Raw genomic sequence first — 22,300 nt, 5'->3', positions numbered from 1 at the left:
GGTCATCATGAAATCGCTCGTTTCCGCAGTCGTTGCCGCCGTCGCCCTGTCCGCCTCGTTCGGCGCCTTCGCCCAAAGCACCGTGACCCGCGCTCAAGTGCGCAATGAACTGGTCCAGCTCGAAAGCGCCGGCTACAAGCCGAGCCAGTCGAGCCCGTATTACCCGGCCGACATCCAGGCCGCGCAAGCCCGCGTGCAGGGTGCCGACAACAGCGGCTACGGTGCGCAACCGGCCGCGACCGTCCAGGGTGGCGCACCGGCCGTCAAGGTGCAAAACCCGCGCGATTCGGTCTACTTCGGCCACTAAGCAAGCCTGCCGCTGCGCGCCTCCGCGCGCAGTCCGCATCCGCCACGAGCCCGTCTTGCGACGGGCTCGTGGCGTTTGCAACGCACGGATCGGCGGCGGCCGTTACCGGCCGCCGCTCGACGCAACCCGGCCGGCCGCCTCGTCCGTCCCGCTGCCGGCGCCACTCCCGTTGCCGAGCAGTTCCTGGTAGCGCACGAACGCACGCTGCGCGGACGCCTTCGCCGCGTACATCGCCGCATCGGCCTTGACGAGCAGCTCCTCGGCCGACGCGCCGTCAGCCGGAAACTCGCTGACGCCGATGCTCGCGCCGACCGCCACGCGCCGGTCGCCGAACTCCAGTTCCTCGTCCATCACGAGCTGGATGCGCGACGCGACCTCGCCGATCACCGCCGGTGAGCGCACGTCCGTCACCAGCACGATGAATTCGTCGCCACCGAGCCGCGCGACCATGTCGCCGCGACGCAGCACGAGGCTCAGCCGCTTGGCGACCGCGACGAGTGCGCGGTCGCCGGCCGAGTGTCCGTGCTGGTCGTTGATCTGCTTGAAGCGGTCGAGGTCGACGAACATCACGGCCAGCCCTTCGTGCATCGCCGCCGCACGCCGGATCGCGGCATCGAGACGCTCCATGAACAGCAGCCGATTCGGCAGCTCGGTCAGCGCATCGTGTCCGGCAAGGTGCGTGAGCTCCAGCTGCTTCGCTCGCAACATCGCGACCTGCGTGCGGATCTCGACACGCATGCTGTCGAAACAGCGCGCAAGCACGCCGATCTCGTCGGCACGCCCGACCGGCAACTGCTCGGTGGCCGGATCGTCGAACACGTGCGTCGCGGCGCGCGCGAGCGTCTGAAGCGGCCGCGTGATCGCTCGCGCGAACAGGATCGCGAGGATCACCGCCATCAAGCTCGACACGAGCACCATCCGGACGATCCGCTCGCCGAGCACGCCCGCCGGCGACAACACATCCGCCAGCGGGCGCCCCATTCCGAGCACGACGAAGCGATTGCCCTCGTCGTGTCCGAACGGCGTGCGCACGAACGCGAACATCTGCCCCGGTGCCGCGGCGGGGTCGGCCAGCCCATTGAGGGTAACGTTCGTGCGCGCGCTGTCGAACAGCGCACGCGTGACGGCGAAGCGGTCCTGCATCAATACACGCCGGCCGCGATCGAAGCCGAACGTCTGCGCCGGATCGGGATGCACGAGGAAATCGCCCCACTCGTTCGCGAGGTACACCGCGTAGTCGTCCGGCAGATCGCGTTCGAGCCGCTCGAACACGCGCGACAGTTCGACGTCGACAACGAGCGCCCCAACCGTCTGGCCCGACGCATCGACGACCGGCGTGCCCACGCGCAGGATCGGCAGCCCTTCGGCCGCGTGCGACCCCGTCTCGTGGTTGATCACGATCGGCGACAGGTAGATATGGCCGGGCGCCGTCGCCAGCGTATCGAATACGTAGGAAAACTGACCTTTCTCCTGGAACGCGCTGTCCGGCAGCACCACGATGCCATGCGCATCGCGATCGACGCGGATGCGTTCGAGCCCGAAATCCCCGCGCGCGATCAGGCGGATCTGCAGGTACTCCGGGTGATTTCTCATGAAGCTGTAGAACACCTGCTCGAGCCGCGCGCGTGGCGCGCCATCCCGGTTGTCGCCGCTCGAGACCCGTGCACACGACGGCAACTGCGCGAGCACGAGCGCATCGTCCGAGACGTCGGACAGCGCCGTGGTGAAGCGCTGCCCGAGCAGTTGCGTCGACATCAGCAGGCTGTGCTGCGCCTCCTGCACCAGCATCGTGCGATTCGCGCGATACGCGTAATAACCGGTCGTGCCGGACGCGATCACGCCGATGCAGGCGAACAGCACCGACAGTTTCGACGTGAGCCCGAGCCGGATCATTTTCCGAACCGCTCCGGCCGGTCGCCCGACACGATGCGGTTCCATAGCGATTCGCGCCGCGCGATGTCCTCGACGGGCTGGAGCCAGACGAGATGCTGGTGCCCGGTGCCGAGGCCCGGCGGTGGTACGAGCGTGTTCGCGAGGCCCTGGCGTTCGGTCAGCAGCGCACCGATCGCCGGTTCGAGCATGTAATTGATCCACGCGAACGCGAGCTCCGGATGTTGCGCACCGCGCGTGACGGCCCAGCAGTCGAGCCACGCGAGCGCGCCCTCATCCGGGATCACGTAGCCGACGTCCGCGCCGGCACGTCGCAGCAGCTCGATCTGTTGCGTGCCGTAGTTGCCGAACATCAGCGCCGCGCGATGCCGGACGAACAACGCGGTCGCCTCTTCGGGGAGCGTGTAGTACGTCAGCAGGTTGCGGCGCAGGTCGATCAGCTTGTGCGTGACGGCGAGCGTCTGCGCGGGCGACAGGTGGAACGGATCCGGATAGCCGAGCATCAGCGCCGTGAACGAAAAATTGTGCTGCGCGCTGTTGAAGTCGAGCACCTTGCCGCGGTAGCGCGGATTCCACAGCTCCCGCATCGAGCGCGGCGCGGCCGGCACCTGCTTGCGGTCGTAGATCAGCCCCATCGACGAATACGTGAACGGAATCGCATACGCGGCACCTGCTTCGACGAGCCCGTCGATCGCCGCGAGTTGCTGGAAGTTCGGCAACTGCCGCCGCCGGTTCGGAATGCGCGACAGGTCGATCGGCGCGAGCAGGCGTTCGTGCGCATAGCGCTGGATCTCGGCCGTATTCGCGGCCAGTACGTCGTACGGCGGTGGCGCCGCGCTGCGCATGCGCGTCCACAGTGCTTCGTCGGAGTCGACGAACGTCACTTCGACGCGCGCGTGAAATTGCGCCTCGAACGCACTGACGACATCGTCGTCCGCATAGCCGGGCCATGCGAGCACACGCAGCACGTTGTCGTTGACGGTTTCGGGAGAAGCGGCGAACGCGGGGGGAAGCACCGAGGCAAGTAAGCCCGCCGTCAAAATGACAAGCAGCCGGCGCACGGCGATACGTACGCGTGTACGTGCGCCGATTCCCCTGATCAATTGGACCCCGTGTGAATCGCCCCGCTGCATTCGACTGTCCTTTTTCGAGTCGATGCGATATCCCGCAACGAGACCACAAAACCTGTGGTCGCGCAATCGGAAGAAGCCGTACAAGGGGGACGCGCGCGCCGTTGCTCACCTCCGTATGACGGTAACGTTACGCCGGCCTGTCTGCTTTGACCGAACGAGCGTCAGCGCCACGCCTGCGCTTTCCTTTTCGGGCCGCGCATCGGACAATGAGCCGCGCCCGCCGGCGCGGCGCCACTCCGGCCCGCGCGTGGCGGCGGTGCGCTCCGCCCTCGCCGATGAAACGCTACGAAACCCTCGCCCACACGATCGCCGACGACATCCGCAACGGCAACCTCGCCGTCGGCACGCGCCTGCCGTCGCTGCGGCAGATCATCGCGCAGCACGGCGTGAGCCAGTCGACGGTGTTTCGCGCGTACTACCTGCTCGAGCAGTGGGGGCTGATCCGCGCGCGCGAACGCTCGGGCTACTACGTCGCGCCGGGCGCCACGCCGCAGGCAAGCCCGGCCGCCAAGCGCCAGGCAAACCGCGCCGGCGTCACGCGCAAGGTCGACATCAGCAGCCTCGTGTTCTCCGTCCTCGACGCGGCCACGCAACCCGGCATCGTGCCGCTCGGCTCCGCGTTCCCGTCGCCGCAACTGTTTCCGCTGCCGCGTCTCGCGAAATCGCTCGCGCAGGCCACGCGGCTCGTCAGCCCGTGGAGCACGGTGGTCGACCTGCCGCCCGGCAACGAGGCGCTGCGCCAGCAGATCGCGCGGCGCTATCTCGCCACCGGCATCTCGCAGCCGATCGACGAGATCGTCGTCACGAACGGCGCGCTCGAAGCGCTGAACCTGTGCCTGATGGCCGTCACGCGGCCCGGCGACGTCGTAGCCGTCGAAGCGCCCGGTTTCTATGCGGCGCTGCAGGCGATCGAGCGGCTCGACCTGCGCGCGGTCGAGATTCCCGTCGATCCGCGCACGGGCCTCGATCTCGACGCGCTCGCGAACGCGCTCGACCGGCACGACATCCGCGCGTGCTGGTTCATGACCAACTTCCAGAATCCGACCGGCGTCACGCTGTCCGCCGAGAAAAAGCGCGCGCTCGTCGAGTTGCTCGCCGCGCGCGACGTGCCGCTGATCGAGGACGACGTGTACGGCGAGCTGCACTTCGGCCCCGACTATCCGCTGCCCGCGCGTGCGTTCGATCGGCACGGCCTCGTGATGCATTGCAGCTCGTTCTCGAAGACGCTCGCGCCCGGCTACCGGATCGGCTGGGCCGCCGCCGGCCGGTTCGCGGAGAAGGTGCAGCGGCTCAAGCTGATGACGACGCTGTCGGCCAGCATTCCCGCGCAGGTCGGTATCGCGAACTATCTCGAGCACGGCGGTTACGATCGGCACCTGCGCAAGCTGCGCGGTGCGCTGCACACGCAGCTCGACCGGATGGACGACGCGCTGCGGCGCTGGTTGCCGGCCGGCGTCGAGTGGGTGCGGCCCGAAGGCGGCTATTTTCTGTGGCTCGCGTTTCCCGACGCGATCGACGCGATGGAGCTGCATCGCCAGGCAATCGCACGCGGGATCAGCTTCGCGCCGGGGCCGCTGTTTTCGGCCGCGCATGGCTTCGAACGTTGCGTGCGCGTGAACTTCGGCCATCCGTGGAGCCGCGACATCGAGCGCGCGATCCGCGTGCTCGGCGAGCTCGTCGCGCAGCCTGCCGTGCGCAAGGGCGGTTGAATCTCACCCGGTGCGCACCGCCTGCGTCACGGTGATGCGCGCAATCCGCACGCGGGTTACAGTGCTGATCCCGCCGCCCTTCACGATTTCCGATGAGTCAACTGCCCTACCTCGAACACGACGCGCTGTTGAAACTGACCGCTGAAGCCGCGCACGTCACGCAGTCGTGCATCTGCACGAAAACGCCGCTCGCCGGATGGACGACCCTGCCGCTGTCGCTGCAGGACGCGCAACTGACCGAAATCGCCACGCTCGCGCCGCCCGACGAGACGGAGCCGACCTACGCCGAATATCACCCGGCCGGCACACGCTACGCGTCGGACGACGCACCGATCGCACTGCGCCATTTCCCGTACAACCGCTGCACCGTCAACCGCTGCCGCTCCTGCGGCCGCCTGTTCCTGCGCTACCAGGAAGGCGGCGGCTACTTCATCGACCAGCGCATCCGCGCGCTCGATCCGGCGCTCGTCGTCGACGCCCCTGCATAAACACCTGCTACGGGCATGCACGCACGCATGCCCGGCCCGCGCCGGCGTCACGCCGGCCATCTGCTGCGCCCTTTTCGTCCCCATCTGCTGCTTGTCCCGCCCCATCGCGTTCCCTACGCTGTCTTCGGTTGCCTGACACCCGTCGCAACGTCTGTCCCGAGCCGCGCGCTCCGCACCGCGGCTCCTCTCGCGTATCACGTCATGTATCGATATACCGTTTTCGACCGGGCGCTCGTGCACAGCCGCGCCGCCCAGTTTCGCGACCAGCTCGAACGCTGGCAGCACGGCACGCTGAGCGAAGACGCGTTCCGGCCGCTGCGCCTGCAGAACGGCTGGTACGTGCAGCGCCACGCGCCGATGCTGCGCGCGGCCGTCCCGTACGGCGAACTGTCGAGTGCGCAGCTGCGCGTGCTCGCGCGGATCGCGCGCGACTACGACGTGCCCGACGAGGCCACCTACCGCGCCGCATCCGACGCGCAGGCCTTGCTCGGCACGCTGCGCCTGCCGACCCGCAGCGCGCACTTCACGACACGCACCAACGTGCAGTTCAACTGGATTCCGCTCGACAAGGCCGCCGACGTGATGGACCTGCTCGCGACCGTCGACATGCACGGCATCCAGACGAGCGGCAACTGCATCCGCAATATCTCGTGCGACGAGCGCGCCGGCGTCGCGCCGGACGAGATCGCCGATCCGCGCCCGTTCGCCGAAGTGATGCGCCAGTGGACCACGCTGCACCCCGAGTTCGCATTCCTGCCGCGCAAGTTCAAGATCGCGATCACCGGCGCGACCGAAGACCGCGCGGCCACCGACTGGCACGACGTCGGGCTCAAGCTCGTGCACAACGACGCGGGCGAACTCGGCTTTCGCGTGAGCGTCGGCGGCGGGATGGGCCGCACGCCGACGATTGCGACGCTGCTGCGCGCGTTCCTGCCGTGGCAGCACGTGATGAACTACATCGAGGCGATCGTCCGCGTGTACAACCGCTACGGGCGGCGCGACAACAAGTACAAGGCGCGCATCAAGATCCTCGTGAAGACCGAGGGGCAGCGCTACATCGACGACGTCGAGGAAGAGTTCCGCCAGATCGTCGATCACGACGGCGGGCTGCACACGATTACCCAGGTCGAATTCGACCGCGTCGCCGCATCGTTCGTCCCGCCGCGGCTCAAGCCGCGCACGGTCAGCCTGCGCGACGCGAACCTGCGCGTGTCCGCCCAGGCGGCACGCCATCCGGCCTTCGCACGCTGGCTCGCACGCAATGTCGCCGACCACCGCGACCCGGCGCTGCGCATCGTCACGCTGTCGTTCAAGCGCCGCCTGCAGGCACCGGGCGACGCATCGCCCGACCAGCTCGACGCGCTCGCCGATCTCGCCGACCAGTTCTCGGCCGGCGAGGCGCGCGTCACGCACACGCAGAACGTCGTGCTGCCATGGGTGCATGTCGACGACCTGTTCCTGCTGTGGGAAAACGCGCGTGCGATCGGCCTCGCCAGCGCGAACGTCGGACTCCTGACGGACATGATCGCGTGCCCCGGCGGCGACTTCTGCGCGCTCGCGAATGCACGCTCGATCCCGATCGCCGATGCGATCGCCGAGCGCTTCCAGGATCTCGACGTGCTGCACGACGTCGGCGACATCGACCTGCACATCAGCGGCTGCATCAACTCGTGCGGCCATCATCACAGCGGCCACCTCGGCATCCTCGGCGTCGACAAGGACGGCGCCGAGTGGTATCAGGTCACGCTCGGCGGATCGGACGGCTCGACCGCGAGCGGCCCCGCGCGGCCGGGCAAGGTGATCGGCCCGTCGTTTTCGGCGGACGAGATCGTCGATGTCGTCGATGCGATCGTCAACGCGTATCTCGACGCGCGCATCGATGACGACGGCCGCAGCGAACGATTCATCGATACCGTCCGCCGCATCGGCACGGAACCGTTCAAGGCTGCCGCGAACGACGCGCGCCATCAGGTGGAGCAAGCATGAAGCACGCGCATCCGACCGCACGCATCCGGCTGCTGACGCCGGCCGAACACGCCGGCGACTCGCAGCGGCACGGCGACGCGACGCTGACGATCGGCAACGACGAGGAACTGCCGCCGCTCGCCGAACACATCGCGCGGGCTGCGCGCATCGACCTGGCGTTTCCGTCATTCACCGATGGGCGTGCGTACAGCCAGGCGTACCTGCTGCGCAAGCGCTACGGCTTCGCCGGCGACCTGCGCGCGACCGGCGAGGTGCTGGTCGACCAGCTGCTGCTGATGGAACGCACGGGGTTCTCGAGCGCGGTGCTCGGCGACGGCACCGACATCGCGGCCGCGCAGCGCCAGCTCGACCGGTTTCCCGGCTTCTACCAGCACGATGCACGCACGGCGATGCGTCAGCCGAACGCGGCGACGCCCGCCGGAAAATGAAACGGGCGGCCCGCAGGCCGCCCGTACGATGAACCGGATACTTCCGGCCGGCGCCCGCCGCAAAGCGGGCGCCGGCGTTCAGCGCGCCGCGACCGGCTTGCCGAACGCGCCGAGGATCTTCTTCTCGAGCGCGATGTAGTCGCGGCCGAAGTGGTGATCGCCCTGCGTCTTGATCACGTCGGCGCCCGTGTTCACGAGTGCCGGACACATCGTGTCCTTCTCTTCCGCGCCATAGAAACACTGCACGAGCTGCGGCGGCACCTTCGCGATTTCCGGCGCGACCTTCAGCGCCTTGTCGCTTGCGGGCATGCCGAGCCAGCCCGTCACGCGGATCTGGAAATCGGCGGCCGGCGCGAAGCCGAGCAGCGACATCACGGCGACCTTGTCGCGCAAATCGGCCGGCAGCCGGTTGTACGCGAACGGCATCACGTCGGCACCGAACGAGTAGCCGACCAGCGCCACCCGATTCGCATGCCAGCGTGCCGTGTAGGTGCGCATCACCCGCGCGAGATCGCGGCTCACCTGCGCCGGCGGCTTCTCGCTCCAGAAATAGCGCAGGCTGTCGATGCCGACCACCGATACGCCGTCGCGCTGCAGCGCCTCGGCGATCGTCTTGTCGAGATCGCGCCAGCCGCCGTCACCCGAGATCACGATCGCGAGCTGGCCGTTGCCGCCCTTGGCCGGCAGCTCGACGAGCGGCAGGTCCGACACGTCGAGCTCGTCGCCGCTGGTGGTGTCCCGCAGATGCGACGTGACGAGCGACACGAGCTTCGTGGAATCGCCCGTGGCCGCCGTTTCGACGAAGCCCGGCATCGCGCGGCGCACGATCGTCGGATCCGGCGGGCACGGCTTGAAGCGCGGATCGAGCTTGGCAGCCGGATCGACCGAGACGACACCGGCGATCGTGTTCTCCGGCGCCATCGACAGGATCTGCTTCGCGATCGCGCCGCCCTGGCCCACGCCCGCGACGATCGGCGTGAAATAGCGCGACGACTGTGCAAGGCGTTCGAGCTGGTGGCTGACCGCTTCGGCGTCGCCGTCGAGGTGGTGACAGGCCTCCTGCTTCGCGGCGAGATTCATCGCATAACGCTCCGAATCGACACCGACCGTCATCGCACCGGCCTTCGCGAGCGCGTCGGCGGCCTGCTGGTCGGCCGCATTCCAGCCGGCCTCGCGCGAGAACAGCACGACGAAGCCGCGCAGCGGCCCGCTGGGTTTGGTCACGGTCACGGGCCCGTAGCGGCCGCCCGATACGGTTTCGGCCTTCACTGCGACCGGTTGCGTGGCGCACGCGGCGCCGGCCAGCATCATTCCCGCGCAGGCGGCTGCCGCCCGCGCGATTCCCTTCTTCAACATCATGAACGCCGACCTCCAGCCAGCAATGACAGATCCGCCAGCGTGACGAACACGCCGACCGTGCCCGAGGCCGCGAGGTAACGCGGCTCCCAGTGCGGTTCGAACTTGCTCTTGAATGCGCGCAAGCCGCGGAAGTTGTAGAAGCGGCCGCCGAAGCGCCAGACCATCAGGCCGATCCGGTGCAACGGCGACGGCATCTTCGCCGCCCCCATCCCCGAGAACGGCGCGATACCCAGGCTCAGCTTGCGAAAGCCCGCTTCCTTCAGATGCAGCGCGAGCTGCGTAAACAGATATTCCATCGCGTACGGCGATGCCTCCGGCAGATGGCGCATCACGCCGACCGTCGCCTCGGTGTTGAGGTCGGTCGTCATGAACGTGACGAACGCGATCGGCTTGTCGGCCTGCCGCACCAGCATCACCGACTGCGTCGCCAGATAGCCGTCGTGGAACGCGGCGACCGAGAAGCTCTTCTCGCGCGCGTCGCGGCTGTCGAGCCAGCCGTCCGAGATGTCGCGCAGCGCCGGCAGCGCGGCCGGCACGTCGCTCGGCGCGATCACTTCGACCGTCAGCGCGTCCTTGTCGCCGCGGCGCAGCGCGTAGCGCAGGTGCGACCGGTTCGAACCCTTCAGGTCGAAGCGGTCGAGCGCGATATGCGCTTCCTCGCCGAGCTTCATCAGCGTGAGCCCCGCGTCGAGATACAGCGGCAGCGCGTTCGCGCGCACCTGGTAGAACGCCGCACGGCCGCTATGCGCGTGCGCGAGCGCGATGAACTTGCTGATCAGCGCCGGCCACTCCTCGCGCGGCCCGACCGGGTCGTGCAGTGCGGCCCACGTGCGGCCGTTCTTCGCATACATCAGGAAGGCCTGGCGGGACTCCGAGAACAGGAACGACTTGTCGCCCATCAGCGCGAGGCCCGCATCGCTGCATTCCTGCGCGCGGATGATCCGTTCGGCATCCGACAGATCCTGCTCCGCAGGCTTCACGAAACGGCCGGGCGCCGGGCGCAGCAGCTGCCACAGCGCGAACAGCGCGACGAACACGCCAGCGGCGAGCGTCGCGCGCAGCGCCCGCGGCGCACGCGCGTCGAACGAGAAGTGCGACCACAGCTCGCGCGTGTACGGCACGTCGCGGAACGCGAAGAACAGCACCCACACGGCCAGCATCAGCACCATCGCCACCGACACGAACCAGCTCACCGTGAAGCGCTCGGCCAGCAGCGACGAATGGCGGTTGAAGCGGCGACGGCTGACGAGCAGCAGCACCAGCAGCGTGCCGAGCACGCCGGCCTCGACGAACGCGAGGCCCTTCGCCAGCGACAGCGCGAGGCTGGCGAGCGTCAGCGCGAAGGTCATCCACCATGCACCGTCGAGGCGGCGCAGCAACCCGCGCGCGACGAACAGCAGCGCGACGCCAAGCACGCTGCAGATCACCTGCGAGCCTTCGAGCACCCACAGCGGCACGAGGTGGCGCAGGATCGCGATCCGGTGCCAGAACGCGGGCGTCGCGCTCGAGATCACCAGCATCCCGCCGACCGCGAACGTCACGAGGCTCAGGAACACCGGCGCGAGCTGCGATACGCGCACGGCCTGCCGCGTCACGAGCCGGCGCCGCAGCGCACGGCCCTCGAAACCGGCCAGCAGGCCGGCCGACAGCACGAGCGGCACGCCGAAATAAATCGCGCGATACGCGATCAGCGCGGCCACCATCGCGTGCGGCGGCACTTCGCGGCCGAGCGTGAAGACCATCGCGGCTTCGAACACGCCGATCCCGCCCGGCGTATGCCCGATCATCCCGAGCAGCAACGCGGCGGCGTAAACAGTAATGAAGGTCGGGAAGCCGACCGGCGCAGCCGGCAGCAGCACCCACAGCGTGAGGCCCGCCGCGACGACGTCGAGCACTGCATAGACCACCTGCGCGACGAGATCGCGCCGCGCCGGCACGTCGAACGACAGCCACTTGAAGCGCGTGACGACCGGGCGCGCGGTATTGCCGCACATCACGACCATCGCGGCCAGCACCACGAGCAGCGCGGCGCCGGTCCACGTGAGCACGCCGGGCGCGACATGCAGCATCGCGGCGAGCGCCTCCGGCACGCAGACCATGCCGATCGCCGTCATCCACACCATCGCGAGCGCCAGCGTGCCGCTCGTGAACACCGTCATCCGGCCGATCTGCGCGGGCGTGACGCCCGACACGCCGTACACGCGTGCGCGCACCGCGCCGCCCGTCAGCGCGCCGAAGCCGGTCGCGTTACCGAGCGCGGACCCTGCGATCGCGCCGATCCACAGCGCGACGCGCGGCACCTTCGCGGCGACATAGCGCAGGCCGACCGCGTCGCGGGCGACGAGTGCGAGATAGCTGAGGGCCGTCGCGGCCAGCGAAGCGCCCCACTCGCCGGCGGACATGTGACGCAGTTGGCGGATCACCGACCGGTAGTCGACGGATTCCGACAGGTGCTGGAAAACCACGATCAGCAGCAGGCCGATGCCGAGCGCAAGCAGCGGCGACAGCACGCGCTCGTTGCGGATCAGCGCCCGGGCACGGGCGATCACCGCCGCGGCACGACCAGGCGAACCAGAGTGGCGGGAAGACATAAGTTGTTCAGTGGTGGTGCATAGCGTGTCGCGGCGCGGGTTGGCCGGGCGGCGACGTATCTGTGGTTGTTCTGCGTGGGCGGCCGGCCGAAGACGGGCTCGGAGGCGCCTGGGTCAGAACTTACGAGTATACGGAATTTATATTACAGAATCTTTCACGTCGGCTTTGTGCGTATTTGTGGTATCTCGTCCATCAAAAACGCATAAAGAGACAAGGCGTCCTGCAACGCAAGGTGCGCATCATACCGGGAACCGGGATGGTTTTTTCATCTGATGAATGACTTCCGATGCATTTGGGAAAAAATTGCCGGAAGCGCCCGCGCGGACAGGGACAAATACGCAACGCCGCGCGGCTTTCCGGGACGGGAGGCGCCGATCTCAGGCAGGCACCCGCTTTCCGTCACTTCGCCCGCTCATGCTCCCCCAACCCGATCGCCTTGTAGTCGTACGTCGGATAGAACTCCGTCCGGTACGCGCCCCACGCCGTATCCTCGAGCACGCGATTGACCTCGCGCAGCCGCGACGCCGGCAGCCGCAGCACGACGATCTGCCCGATTCCCATCGTCACGGTCCAGCTCACGACTTCGACGCCCGGCGGCGGAAACGCCTTGTAGAACCCCTGCTTCGCGAGTTGCGCATTCAGCTCGGCGAGCGGGCGCGACTGGTCGTGCTTGAGGAAAACAGTCAGCAGCACCGCATTGTCGGGCGTCGCGGCGGCCGAGCCCGCCGGCACCGTCGACGTCTGGCCGACGGCCGGGGCGCTGCAGATCGCAGCACCGGCCAACACTGCAGCAATGGCAAAGGTTCGAATCGGGAAATCCGGGCGTGCCTTCATGACGCAACTCCATGGCTTCGTGGCTGGAGCCGCCATCATGCGCCGCCGGCCCCAATGCTGCAGCCGGCAGGCCGCTGCGCCTACGCGTCGTCCGCGCCTTCGCGCTCGCGCAGCACGTCGATGAACGCGCGCAGCTTGGCCGGCACGTGCTTGCGATTGACGTAGTACAGCCACATCGGCGGGAGCCTGCGACACGCGCCCGGCAGCACCTCGACGAGCGTGCCGTCGTGCAAGTCCTGCTCGATCCGCTCGCGCATGAACGCGAACGCGATGCCGACGCCCGCACGCGCCGCATCGATCACCCCGTCGGCATCGTTCGTCACGAACACGCCGTCCGGATCGAGATCGACGTCGCGCTGCCCGTCGCGCAACAGCCATTTGTGCAGGCGTCCGCTCTCCGAGAACCGGAATCGGATGCACGCATGCCGCTCGAGCTCGGCAATCGACGCCGGCGCGCCATACCGCGCCAGATAGCCGGGCGACGCCACCAGCGCGCACGTCAGCGCCGGCGCGATCCGCACGCCGATCATGCCCGGCTGCAACCGGTCGGCCAGGCGAATCCCCGCATCGAACCCGTCCTTCGCGATATCGACCAGCTCGTTCTCGTAGCGGATCTCGAGCCGGACTTTCGGATAGCGTTCGCGGAACGTCGCGAGCACCGGCGCGATCACGAGCGCTCGCGCCAGCGGCAACGCGGTCACGCGCAACAACCCGTTCGGCTCGCTGCGCGCATCCTTTAGTTCGTCGCGCGCCTGCATGACCTGCCGGTACGCGGGCTCGGTCTGCCGCCAGTAGCGCTGGCCGGCTTCCGTGAGGCTCACGCCGCGCGTGCTGCGGTTGAACAGCTTCACGTTCAGCTCGCCTTCGAGCTGGCCGATCGCCAGGCTGACGGCGGCCGGCGTCAGGCCGAGGGCAGCCGCGGCGCGCGTGAAGTTGCCGGCCGTCGCGACGGTCATGAACACGTGCAGCCCGGCCATCGGATCGCGTCTGCTCATCGTTTGCCCATCATTAAAAAAACTTGAAACTCCTTCGAGCGGAATGCGGATTCTCCCATATACCGCCACCGCCTACACTGGCGCTGTCGTCCCACCGGAGCCTCGCATGGACCCGCTCACTGCCGCACTGCCGCTCGCCGTCGCCCGCCGCACGATCGACGCGGCGCTGGCGCATGCCGCATCGCTGCAGGCCGCCGGCATCGCCGTCGCGATCGTCGACGCCGGCGCGAACCTGCTCGCGTTCGCGCGCACCGACGACTGCTTTCTCGGTGCGATCGATCTCGCGCAACGCAAGGCGCTGACGGCGATCCGCTTCCGCGCCTCGACCGGCGCACTCGGTGCGATGTCGGGCGACGGTCCGCTGCGCGGCATCGAGCACAGCCACGGCGGGCTCGTCACGTTCGGCGGCGGCGAACCGCTCGTCGACGGCGACGGGCGCTGCGTCGGCGCGATCGGCATCTCGGGCGGCAGCGTCGACGAAGACACCGCGATCGCGCAGCACTGCCGCGACCGCTTTCCGGCAACGTTCCACTCCACAAGGTAAGCACATGGCACAGAAACGCATCCTCATCACCGGCGCGGGCACCGGCTTCGGCCGCGAAGTCGCGTTGCGCCTCGCCGAACGCGGTCACGACGTGACGGCCGGCGTGCGCATCACCGCCGAAATCGACGCACTGACGGCTGCCGCCTCGCAGCGCGGCACCGCGCTGCGCGCGATCAAGCTCGACGTGACGTCACCACATGACCGCGCCCGCGCGGCCGAACTCGACATCGACGTGCTCGTGAACAACGCGGGCGTGGGCGAAGCCGGCGCGCTCGTCGACCTGCCGGTCGAGATCGTGCGCGAACTGTTCGACGTGAACGTGTTCGGGCCGCTCGAACTCACCCAGCAGATCGCGCGCGGCATGCTCGCGCGCGGGCACGGCAAGATCGTGTTCGTGTCGTCGATCGCGGGCCTGATCACGGGGCCGTTCACCGGCGCCTATTGCGCGTCGAAGCACGCGGTCGAATCGGTGGCCGAAGCGATGCACGCGGAACTCGCGCCGCACGGGATCAAGGTCGCGGTCGTGAACCCCGGCCCGTACAGCACGGGCTTCAACGACCGGATGATGGAAACGACGCGACGCTGGCGCGATCCGGCCGTGCATACCGTGACGCCCGAGCGGCTGACGTTCCCGCTCGAACAGCACGACCCGGAGGAAATGATCGCGAAGATGGTCGACGTGATCGACAGCGGCGGCGGCGCATTCCGCAATGTGCTGCCGGCATCGTCGGAAGCGTTCGTGCGCGCCGAACAGGCGCGTGCGTGGGAGCGGCAGCAGTAACGAACCGGGCGGCAGGCACCGGATGGCGGGCCGCCGCCCGCGAGATCAGTACACGTCCCGCATATAGCGCCGCGCCTTCGAAAGCCGCGCGACGTAGTCGTTCGCGGCTTCGTCCGACATCCCGCCGTGCTCGGCAACCACTGCCTTCAGCGCCGCCTCGACGTCCTTGGCCATCCGCGCGGCATCGCCGCACACGTAGAAGTGCGCGCCTTCCTCCAGCCATGCGAACAGCTCGGCGCCCTGCTCGCGCATCCGGTCCTGCACGTAGATCTTGTCGGCCTGGTCGCGTGAGAACGCGAGATCGAGCCGCGTCAGAAAGCCGCTGTCGTGCATCGCGCGCAACTCGTCGCCGTAGTAGAAGTCGGTCTGCGCATGCTGCTCGCCGAAGAACAGCCAGTTGCGCCCGCGCGCGCCGCGCGCCTGCCGCTCGTGCAGGAAGCCGCGGAACGGCGCGATGCCGGTACCGGGGCCGACCATCACGATCGGCACGTCGCCGTTCACCGGCGGCCGGAAATGCGCGGACTTCTGCACGAACACCGGCACGCGGCCGTCGTCCGCGCGATCGGCGAGGAACGTCGACGCCACCCCTTTGCGCGCGCGCCGGCCGTTGTGATAGCGCACGGCCGACACGGTCAGGTGGATCTCGCCCGCGTGCGCGCTCGGGCTCGACGCGATCGAATAGAGGCGCGGCTGCATGCGCTTGAGCATCCCGACCAGCTCCGTGCCCGACAGCTCGACCGGAAACTCGTGCAGCACGTCCGCGAGCTGCTGCCCCCACAGCCATTGCTTCAGGTCGCTCTTGCGGTCGTCGCCGAGCAGCGACTTCAGCGCGCCGTTCGCGCTGCGCGACGCGATGAACGCGAGCGTGTCGGGATGCGGGCGCGTGATGTCGAAGTGGCGCGCGAGCGCGTCGCCGAGGCGCACGTCGCCGACACCCGCGATCGACACCGGCGCATCGGCCTTCAGCGCGGTGACCGACAGCAGCTCGTCGACCAGCTCCGGGCAGTTGGTCGGCCACACGCCGAGCGCGTCGCCGGTTTCGTATTCGAGGTTCGCGCCTTCGGTCGACAGCGACACATAGCGCGTGTCCTTCGCCGCACCCGGACGGTTCAGCCGCAGGTTCGCGACGAGCTTCGACGGCGCCGGATGCGCCTTCGTCGGCAGCAGCCCCGTCGGGCTCATCCCGCCGGTCTGCACCGCGTGCAGCGCGGCGTCGGCCTCCTTGATCCGCGCGACGACGCGTTCGAGCCACTGGTCGGCGTCGCGCTGGAATTCGACATCGCAATCGACCCGCGCACAGAGACGCGCCGCGCCGAGTTCCGCGAGCCGAGCGTCGAGCCGGCGGCCGTGGCCGCAGAACTGGTCGTAGTTGCGATCGCCGAACGCGAGCACGGCGAAGTGCACGCCATCGAGGCGCGCGGCGCTGCCGACCTGCAGCGCGTCCCAGAATTCGCTGCCGTTGTCGGGCGCGTCACCGTCGCCGAACGTGCTCGTCATCAGCAGCACGTATTGCGCACCGGCGAGCGACGCCACCGGGTAGTCCGACATGCACGCGGTGCGGATGTCGAAGCCCGCGTTCATCAGCTGCGTCGCGTAATCCTCGGTCAACGATTCGATGTTGCCGGTCTGCGATGCCCACAGCAGCACGACCTTCGGCCGCGCGCGCACGATCCGCACGCCGCCGGACGCGCCGGCATCGGCCGGCAACGACGGCGCCGCACCGTCCTGTGCCCGAGCGGGCGTCGAACGGCTGAACAGCCCCGCGAGCATCCCGTCGAGCCACAACCGCACCGGCGGCGTGAGCGGCGCGGCTGCCGGCACCACGGGCACGCTGCCCTCGCGCCGGCCCGCGCCCGCCTTCAGCCCGCTGACGAAGCCGGCCACGTACAGCCGCTCGGTGTCCGTCAACGGCGGCGGCGCGATATCGGCCACGCCGAGCGCGGCCGCGAAAGTATCGATGTCTGCCATGTCGGATTCCTGTGAAGCAGTCGCCTGCACCAGCGCCGGCGCGGGCCGCGTGTCGTCGGCGCGGGCGTCGGGTTGCGCGGCCACTTCATCGGCGGACGCGAACGCATCGGTCTCGACGCGCCGCAGCGCGACCGCGCAGTATTTCAGTTCGGGCTGCTGCGATTCGGGGTCGATCGCGTCGTTCGTCACCGCGTTGATGCACAGCTCGTCGCCGTACACGTCGTTCCAGTGCATCGGCGCGAAGCAGTTGCCACGCTGCACGCGCTCGGTCACGACGGCCGGCAGCACCGCGCGGCCGCGCGCCGAACGGATCTCGACGCTGTCCTTCGCGGCGATGCCGAGCGCGCTCGCATCGTCCGGGTGCAGCTCGACGAACGGGCGCGGGTTGAGCTTGTTCAGCATCGCGACCTTGCCCGTCTTCGTCATCGTGTGCCATTGATGCTGCAGCCGCCCGGTGTTCAGCACGATCGGGAACGTGTCGCCGGGCAGCTCGGCCGGATCGACGTGCGGCCGCGCGAAGAAGCGCGCCTTGCCCGACGGCGTCGGGAACGCGACGCGCGGCGCGTCGTTGCCGTCGGCGGCCGGGCGCAGCGTCTGGCTCACGCCGTCGTTCAGGTAGCGGATCGGGTGGCGTTCGCGCGCGGTGCCCGGCGCGACCGGCCACTGCACGGGCCCGTCGCGCAGCGCCGCATGGCTCGCGCCGCGCAGGTCGTAGCCGGTCGCCGGATTCGAGAAGCGCACGATTTCGTCGAACACGTCGGCCGCCGACGCATAGTCGAACGCATCGCCGAAGCCCATCGCGCGCGCGACTTCCGCGACGATGCGCCAGTCGGGCAGCGCGTCGCCCGGCGGCGCGATTGCCGCGCGCATCAGCGTCATGTTGCGCTCGGAGTTGATCATCACGCCGTCGCCTTCCGCCCACAGCGCGCCCGGCAGCAGGATGTCCGCATAGCGGTTGGTCTCGGTGTCGAGGAATGCATCCTGCGCGATCACGAGCTCGGCGGCCTGCAACCCGGCGATCACGTTCTGCCGGTTCGGCACCGTGGCGACCGGGTTCGTGCAGATGATCCAGCAGGCCTTGATGTCGCCGGCCGCCATCCGCGAGAACATGTCCACCGTGCCTTGCCCGGTCTCCGTGCGCAGCGTGCCGGCCGGCACGCGCCACAGGTTCTCGACGAAACGGCGATCGTCGTCGGACGCCACCGAGCGCTGGCCCGGCAGCCCGGGGCCCATGTAGCCCATCTCGCGCCCGCCCATCGCATTCGGCTGGCCGGTCAGCGAGAACGGGCCGCTGCCGGGGCGGCAGATCTTGCCCGTCGCGAGATGCAGGTTGCAGATCGTATTGGTGTTCCACACGCCGTGCGTGCTCTGGTTGAGCCCCATCGTCCAGCAGCTCATCCACTCCTGCGCGTCGCCGATCCACTGCGCGGCCGTGCGGAGATCGGCTTCCGCGAGCCCGGTGATTTCCGCGACACGCTCGGGCGTGTACTCGGCGAGGAACGCGGGCATCGCGTCCCAGCCTTCGGTGTACGCATCGATGAACGCGGCGTCGATGCGGCCGTTCGCATGCAGCAGGTGCAGCAGCCCGTTGGTCAGCGCGAGATCGGTGCCCGGCCGGATCTGCAGGAACAGGTCGGCCTTGTCCGCCGTGCCGGTGCGGCGCGGATCGACGACGATCAGCTTCGCGCCGGCCTTCACGCGATCCATCATCCGCAGGAACAGGATCGGATGACAGTCGGCCATGTTCGCGCCGATCACGAAGAACAGGTTCGCGCGATCGAAATCCTGGTACGACCCGGGCGGGCCGTCCGCGCCGAGCGACTGCTTGTAGCCGGTGCCCGCGCTCGCCATGCACAGGCGCGAGTTCGACTCGATGTTGTGGGTGCCGACGAAGCCCTTCGCGAGCTTGTTGACGAGGTATTGCGCCTCGATCGACATCTGCCCCGATACGTAGAACGACAGCGCGTCGGGCCCGTGCGCGTCGAGCACCGCGCGCAGGCGGCGCGCGGTGTCGGCGATCGCGTCGCGGGCCGGCAGCGGCACCAGGTCGTCCTCGCGCGCGCGGCGCACGAACGCGCGGTCGAGCCGCCCCGAGCGGCGCAGCGCGACGTGCGCCGACGAGCCCTTCGTGCACAGCCGCCCGAAGTTGGCCGGATGGTCGGCGTCGCCGGACACCTTGACGACCTCGCCTTCCTCGACGTGCAGCACCATCCCGCAGCCGACGCCGCAGTACGGGCACACGCTCTTGACGGGGGTGGCGGTCATGCGCGCTCCGGGGCGGTCAGGCCGCGATCCACACGAAACCGTCCTCGACCCGCGACGGATACGCGCTCACCGAGTGCTCGGGCGCCTCGAGGCATTCGCCGGTGCGCAGGTCGAAATGCTGCTTGTACAGCGGCGACGCGACGACGACGCGCTCGCCGAGGCTGCCGATCAGCCCGCGCGACATCACGGCCGCCTGCGAGACCGGGTCGACGTTGTCGATCGCGAACACGCCGCCGGCTTCGGCATGCGCGACGTGAAACACCGCGACCTGCTCGCCGTTGACGAGCGCACACACGCCGGTGTTCGGCACGATGTCGTCGAGCGGGCACACGCGGGTCCAGGACAGCGGAAGACGATCGTTCATGATGGGCTCCTTGGAAAATATGCGGGCGTCGGTCACGGTCAAACGGTGGCGGGTTCGGTGGCGGCTTGCGCAGCGCCGACAGCCACGACGGGAATCGGCACCGGCTTGCCGCCCGCGCGTTCGCCCGGCGTCGCGGGCCGGATCTGGCCGCGCGTCTCGACGAATTCGATGGTCGAGTCGGGCGCGTCGCTGTTCACGAAGTGGCGGAAGCGCTTGCGCGTGTCGGGGTCGGTCACGGCCTTCTTCCATTCGCACTCGTAGGTGTCGACCACGTGCTGCATGTCGGCTTCGAGTTCGGCGCCGATCCCGAGCCGGTCGTGCACGACGACGTCGACCAGGTAGTCGAGGCCGCCTTCGAGGTTGTCGCGCCACACGCTCGTGCGTTGCAGCCGGTCGGCAGTGCGTACGTAGAACATCAGGAGACGGTCGATGTAGCGGATCAGCGTCGGGCGGTCGAGATCGGACGCGAGCAGTTCCGCGTGGCGCGGCTTCATCCCGCCGTTGCCGCACACGTACAGGTTCCAGCCCTTCTCGGTCGCGATGATGCCGACGTCCTTGCCCTGTGCTTCCGCGCACTCGCGCGTGCAGCCGGACACACCGAACTTGATCTTGTGCGGTGCGCGCAGCCCCTTGTAGCGGTTTTCGAGGTCGATCGCGAGGCCGACCGAGTCGTCGACGCCGTAGCGGCACCACGTCGACCCGACGCACGATTTCACGGTGCGCAGCGCCTTGCCGTATGCGTGGCCCGATTCGAAGCCCGCGGCGATCAGTTCTTCCCAGATCGACGGCAATTGCTCGACGCGCGCGCCGAACAGGTCGACGCGCTGGCCGCCGGTGATCTTCGTGTACAGGCCGTATTTTTTCGCGACCTGGCCGACCGCGATCAGCCCTTCCGGCGTGACTTCGCCGCCCGGCATGCGCGGCACGACCGAGTACGTGCCGTCGCGCTGGATGTTCGCGAGGTAGTAGTCGTTCGAATCCTGCAGCCCGGCGTGCTCCTTCTTCAGCACGAATTCGTTGAAGCACGACGCAAGGATGCCCGCCACCGCCGGCTTGCATACGTCGCAGCCAAGACCGTGGCCGTGCTTCGCGAGCAGTTCGTCGAAGGTCGTGATGCGCTCGACGCGGATCAGGTGGAACAGCTCCTGGCGCGAATACGGGAAGTGCTCGCACAAGTGGTTGTTGACCGCGAGGCCCTGCTTCTTCATCTCGGCCTTCATGATCTGCGTGACGAGCGGCACGCAGCCGCCGCACGACGTGCCGGCGCCCGTGCACGTCTTCAGCGCGCCGAGGCTCGTCGCGCCGTCGGCGACCGCCGTGCAGATCTGCGACTTCGACACGTTGTTGCACGAGCAGATCTGGGCGGCCGCCGGCAGCGCCTCGACGCCGATCGCCGGCTTCGCGACGCCGTCCGACGACGGCAGGATCAGGAATTCCGGCGACTCCGGCAACTCGATGCGGTTCAGCATCATCTGCAGCAGCGTGCCGTATTCGGCAGCATCGCCGACCATCACCGCGCCGTGCAGGAACTTGCCGCAATCGGACACCACGAGCTTCTTGTAGACCTGGCGGCGCTCGTCCGCGTACTGGTAGGTGCGGCTGCCGGCCGTCGTGCCGTGCGCGTCGCCGATGCTCGCGACGTCCACGCCCATCAGCTTCAGCTTCGTGCTCATGTCGGCGCCGGCGAATGCGGCCCCGGCCGCACCGTTCGCATCGCCGCCAAGCTGCTTCGCGACCACGCGCGCCATGTCGTAGCCGGGGGCGACGAGGCCGTAGACCATGCCGTTCCAGGCCGCGCATTCGCCGATCGCGTAGATGTCGGCGTCGCTCGTGCGGCATGCGTCGTCGATCGCGACGCCGCCGCGCGGGCCGATTTCCAGCCCACATGCGCGGGCCAGTTCGTCGCGGGCGCGAATGCCGGCCGAGAACACGATCATGTCGGCGTCGAGGTGCGAGCCGTCGGCGAACGCCATCCGGTGCGTGCCTTCCTCGCCATCGACGATCTCGAGCGTGTTCTTGCCCGTATGCACGGTCACGCCGAGCGCCTCGATCTTCGCGCGCAGCATGCGCCCGCCACCGTCGTCGACCTGCACGGCCATCAGCCGCGGCGCGAATTCGACGACGTGCGTGTCGAGCCCCATGTCGCGCAGCGCCTTCGCGCATTCGAGGCCGAGCAGCCCGCCGCCGATCACGACACCGCGCTTCGCATGCGTGCCGCACGCCTGCATCGCTTCGAGGTCCTCGATCGTCCGGTACACGAAGCAGCCGTCACGATCGTGGCCCGGCATCGGCGGCACGAACGGGCGCGAACCCGTCGCGAGCACCAGCTTGTCGTACGCGAGCGTTTCGCCGGATGCGAGCGTGACCGTATGCGCGGCGCGGTCGATCGACGCGACTGGTGCGTTCAGGCGCAGGTCGAACTGCGGATGACGCTCGAAGAAACCGGGTTCGACGAGCGACAGGTCGTCCGCCGACTTGCCCGCGAAGAATTCGGACAGGTGCACGCGGTCGTAGGCCGGGCGCGGTTCCTCGCCGAGCACCGTGACCTGCGGCGCGCCCGCGGCACCCGCTTCCGCTGCGACGCATTCGAGCAACTTGTGGCCGACCATGCCGTGGCCGATGACGATGAGTTTCATGGTGACGTTTCCTTCGGTCGA

At 68.7% G+C, this 22,300-nt stretch carries 16 protein-coding genes; 7 read left to right on the top strand and 9 right to left on the bottom strand.

The window, feature by feature from the left end; all coding sequences use genetic code 11:
- The first annotated feature begins 7 nt into the window (after nt 1–7).
- Complete coding sequence (locus tag FFS49_RS17870; protein ID WP_039350959.1) at nt 8–307, top strand: DUF4148 domain-containing protein; 300 nt, start codon at nt 8–10, stop codon at nt 305–307.
- Nucleotides 308–409: 102 nt separating this feature from the next.
- Here the strand turns inward: FFS49_RS17870 and FFS49_RS17865 are convergent, their stop codons facing one another.
- The gene (locus tag FFS49_RS17865; protein WP_105816560.1) at nt 410–2,200 is read right to left on the bottom strand and encodes a sensor domain-containing diguanylate cyclase; all 1,791 of its coding nucleotides are present in this window, start codon (nt 2,198–2,200) and stop codon (nt 410–412) included.
- Nucleotides 2,197–3,330 carry an extracellular solute-binding protein gene (locus FFS49_RS17860; RefSeq protein ID WP_039350967.1) on the bottom strand — a complete coding sequence of 378 codons (1,134 nt, stop codon included), beginning with the start codon at nt 3,328–3,330 and terminating at the stop codon, nt 2,197–2,199. The genes FFS49_RS17865 and FFS49_RS17860 overlap by 4 nt, the downstream gene beginning before the upstream one ends.
- A gap of 275 nt (nt 3,331–3,605) precedes the next feature.
- Between FFS49_RS17860 and FFS49_RS17855 the strand changes: the two genes are divergently transcribed.
- The 4 genes from FFS49_RS17855 to FFS49_RS17840 all read left to right on the top strand — a co-directional run bounded on the left by FFS49_RS17855 (nt 3,606) and on the right by FFS49_RS17840 (nt 7,941).
- Nucleotides 3,606–5,039 (top strand): PLP-dependent aminotransferase family protein, encoded by a 1,434-nt coding sequence (locus FFS49_RS17855; RefSeq protein ID WP_105816561.1) that lies wholly within the window; start codon nt 3,606–3,608, stop codon nt 5,037–5,039.
- A 92-nt stretch (nt 5,040–5,131) separates the two neighbouring features.
- A complete protein-coding gene (locus FFS49_RS17850; RefSeq protein WP_105816562.1) occupies nt 5,132–5,527 on the top strand; it encodes a hypothetical protein in 396 nt (131 codons plus the stop codon).
- Between the two features lie 201 nt (nt 5,528–5,728).
- On the top strand, nt 5,729–7,513 hold the full coding sequence (locus FFS49_RS17845; RefSeq protein ID WP_105816563.1) for a nitrite/sulfite reductase: 1,785 nt from the start codon (nt 5,729–5,731) through the stop codon (nt 7,511–7,513).
- Nucleotides 7,510–7,941: a DUF934 domain-containing protein gene (locus FFS49_RS17840; RefSeq protein WP_105816564.1), complete on the top strand. Its 432-nt coding sequence runs from the start codon at nt 7,510–7,512 to the stop codon at nt 7,939–7,941. Before FFS49_RS17845 ends, FFS49_RS17840 begins: the two co-directional genes overlap by 4 nt.
- A gap of 78 nt (nt 7,942–8,019) precedes the next feature.
- On the opposite strand, the gene FFS49_RS17835 is transcribed toward FFS49_RS17840, so the two are convergent.
- The 4 genes from FFS49_RS17835 to FFS49_RS17820 form a co-directional block, all read right to left on the bottom strand.
- Nucleotides 8,020–9,300, bottom strand: a complete 1,281-nt coding sequence (locus FFS49_RS17835; RefSeq protein ID WP_105816565.1) for an AcvB/VirJ family lysyl-phosphatidylglycerol hydrolase — start codon at nt 9,298–9,300, stop codon at nt 8,020–8,022.
- Nucleotides 9,297–11,891, bottom strand: a complete 2,595-nt coding sequence (gene mprF, locus FFS49_RS17830; protein WP_105816566.1) for a bifunctional lysylphosphatidylglycerol flippase/synthetase MprF — start codon at nt 11,889–11,891, stop codon at nt 9,297–9,299. The genes FFS49_RS17835 and mprF overlap by 4 nt, the downstream gene beginning before the upstream one ends.
- 400 nt (nt 11,892–12,291) lie before the next feature.
- Nucleotides 12,292–12,726, bottom strand: coding sequence for a hypothetical protein (locus FFS49_RS17825; protein ID WP_046547989.1), 435 nt, complete (start codon nt 12,724–12,726; stop codon nt 12,292–12,294).
- Nucleotides 12,727–12,806: 80 nt separating this feature from the next.
- Nucleotides 12,807–13,721 (bottom strand): LysR family transcriptional regulator, encoded by a 915-nt coding sequence (locus FFS49_RS17820; protein WP_071332464.1) that lies wholly within the window; start codon nt 13,719–13,721, stop codon nt 12,807–12,809.
- Between the two features lie 106 nt (nt 13,722–13,827).
- On the opposite strand from FFS49_RS17820, the gene FFS49_RS17815 reads away from it, so the two are divergent.
- Together FFS49_RS17815 and FFS49_RS17810 are read left to right on the top strand one after the other, a co-directional pair.
- Complete coding sequence (locus FFS49_RS17815) at nt 13,828–14,265, top strand: heme-binding protein (RefSeq protein ID WP_105816567.1); 438 nt, start codon at nt 13,828–13,830, stop codon at nt 14,263–14,265.
- A gap of 4 nt (nt 14,266–14,269) precedes the next feature.
- On the top strand, nt 14,270–15,046 hold the full coding sequence (locus FFS49_RS17810) for an SDR family oxidoreductase (RefSeq protein WP_105816568.1): 777 nt from the start codon (nt 14,270–14,272) through the stop codon (nt 15,044–15,046).
- Between the two features lie 45 nt (nt 15,047–15,091).
- Here FFS49_RS17810 and FFS49_RS17805 read toward each other — a convergent pair whose 3' ends face one another.
- From FFS49_RS17805 to nirB, 3 genes are read right to left on the bottom strand one after another with little or no spacing between them, the layout of a single operon-like run.
- Nucleotides 15,092–19,279, bottom strand: a complete 4,188-nt coding sequence (locus tag FFS49_RS17805) for a bifunctional nitrate reductase/sulfite reductase flavoprotein subunit alpha (protein ID WP_105816569.1) — start codon at nt 19,277–19,279, stop codon at nt 15,092–15,094.
- 16 nt (nt 19,280–19,295) lie between these two features.
- Nucleotides 19,296–19,643 carry a nitrite reductase small subunit NirD gene (nirD, locus tag FFS49_RS17800; RefSeq protein ID WP_039351002.1) on the bottom strand — a complete coding sequence of 116 codons (348 nt, stop codon included), beginning with the start codon at nt 19,641–19,643 and terminating at the stop codon, nt 19,296–19,298.
- Nucleotides 19,644–19,681: 38 nt separating this feature from the next.
- Nucleotides 19,682–22,279 carry a nitrite reductase large subunit NirB gene (gene nirB / locus FFS49_RS17795; RefSeq protein WP_105816570.1) on the bottom strand — a complete coding sequence of 866 codons (2,598 nt, stop codon included), beginning with the start codon at nt 22,277–22,279 and terminating at the stop codon, nt 19,682–19,684.
- Between the last annotated feature and the right edge of the window lie 21 nt (nt 22,280–22,300).

Origin of the sequence: Burkholderia sp. 4NA327C6, from assembly GCF_005502655.1 — a bacterium.
GTDB classification, from domain to species: Bacteria; Pseudomonadota; Gammaproteobacteria; order Burkholderiales; family Burkholderiaceae; genus Burkholderia; species Burkholderia contaminans.
This window is presented reverse-complemented; position numbering and strand designations above follow the sequence as displayed.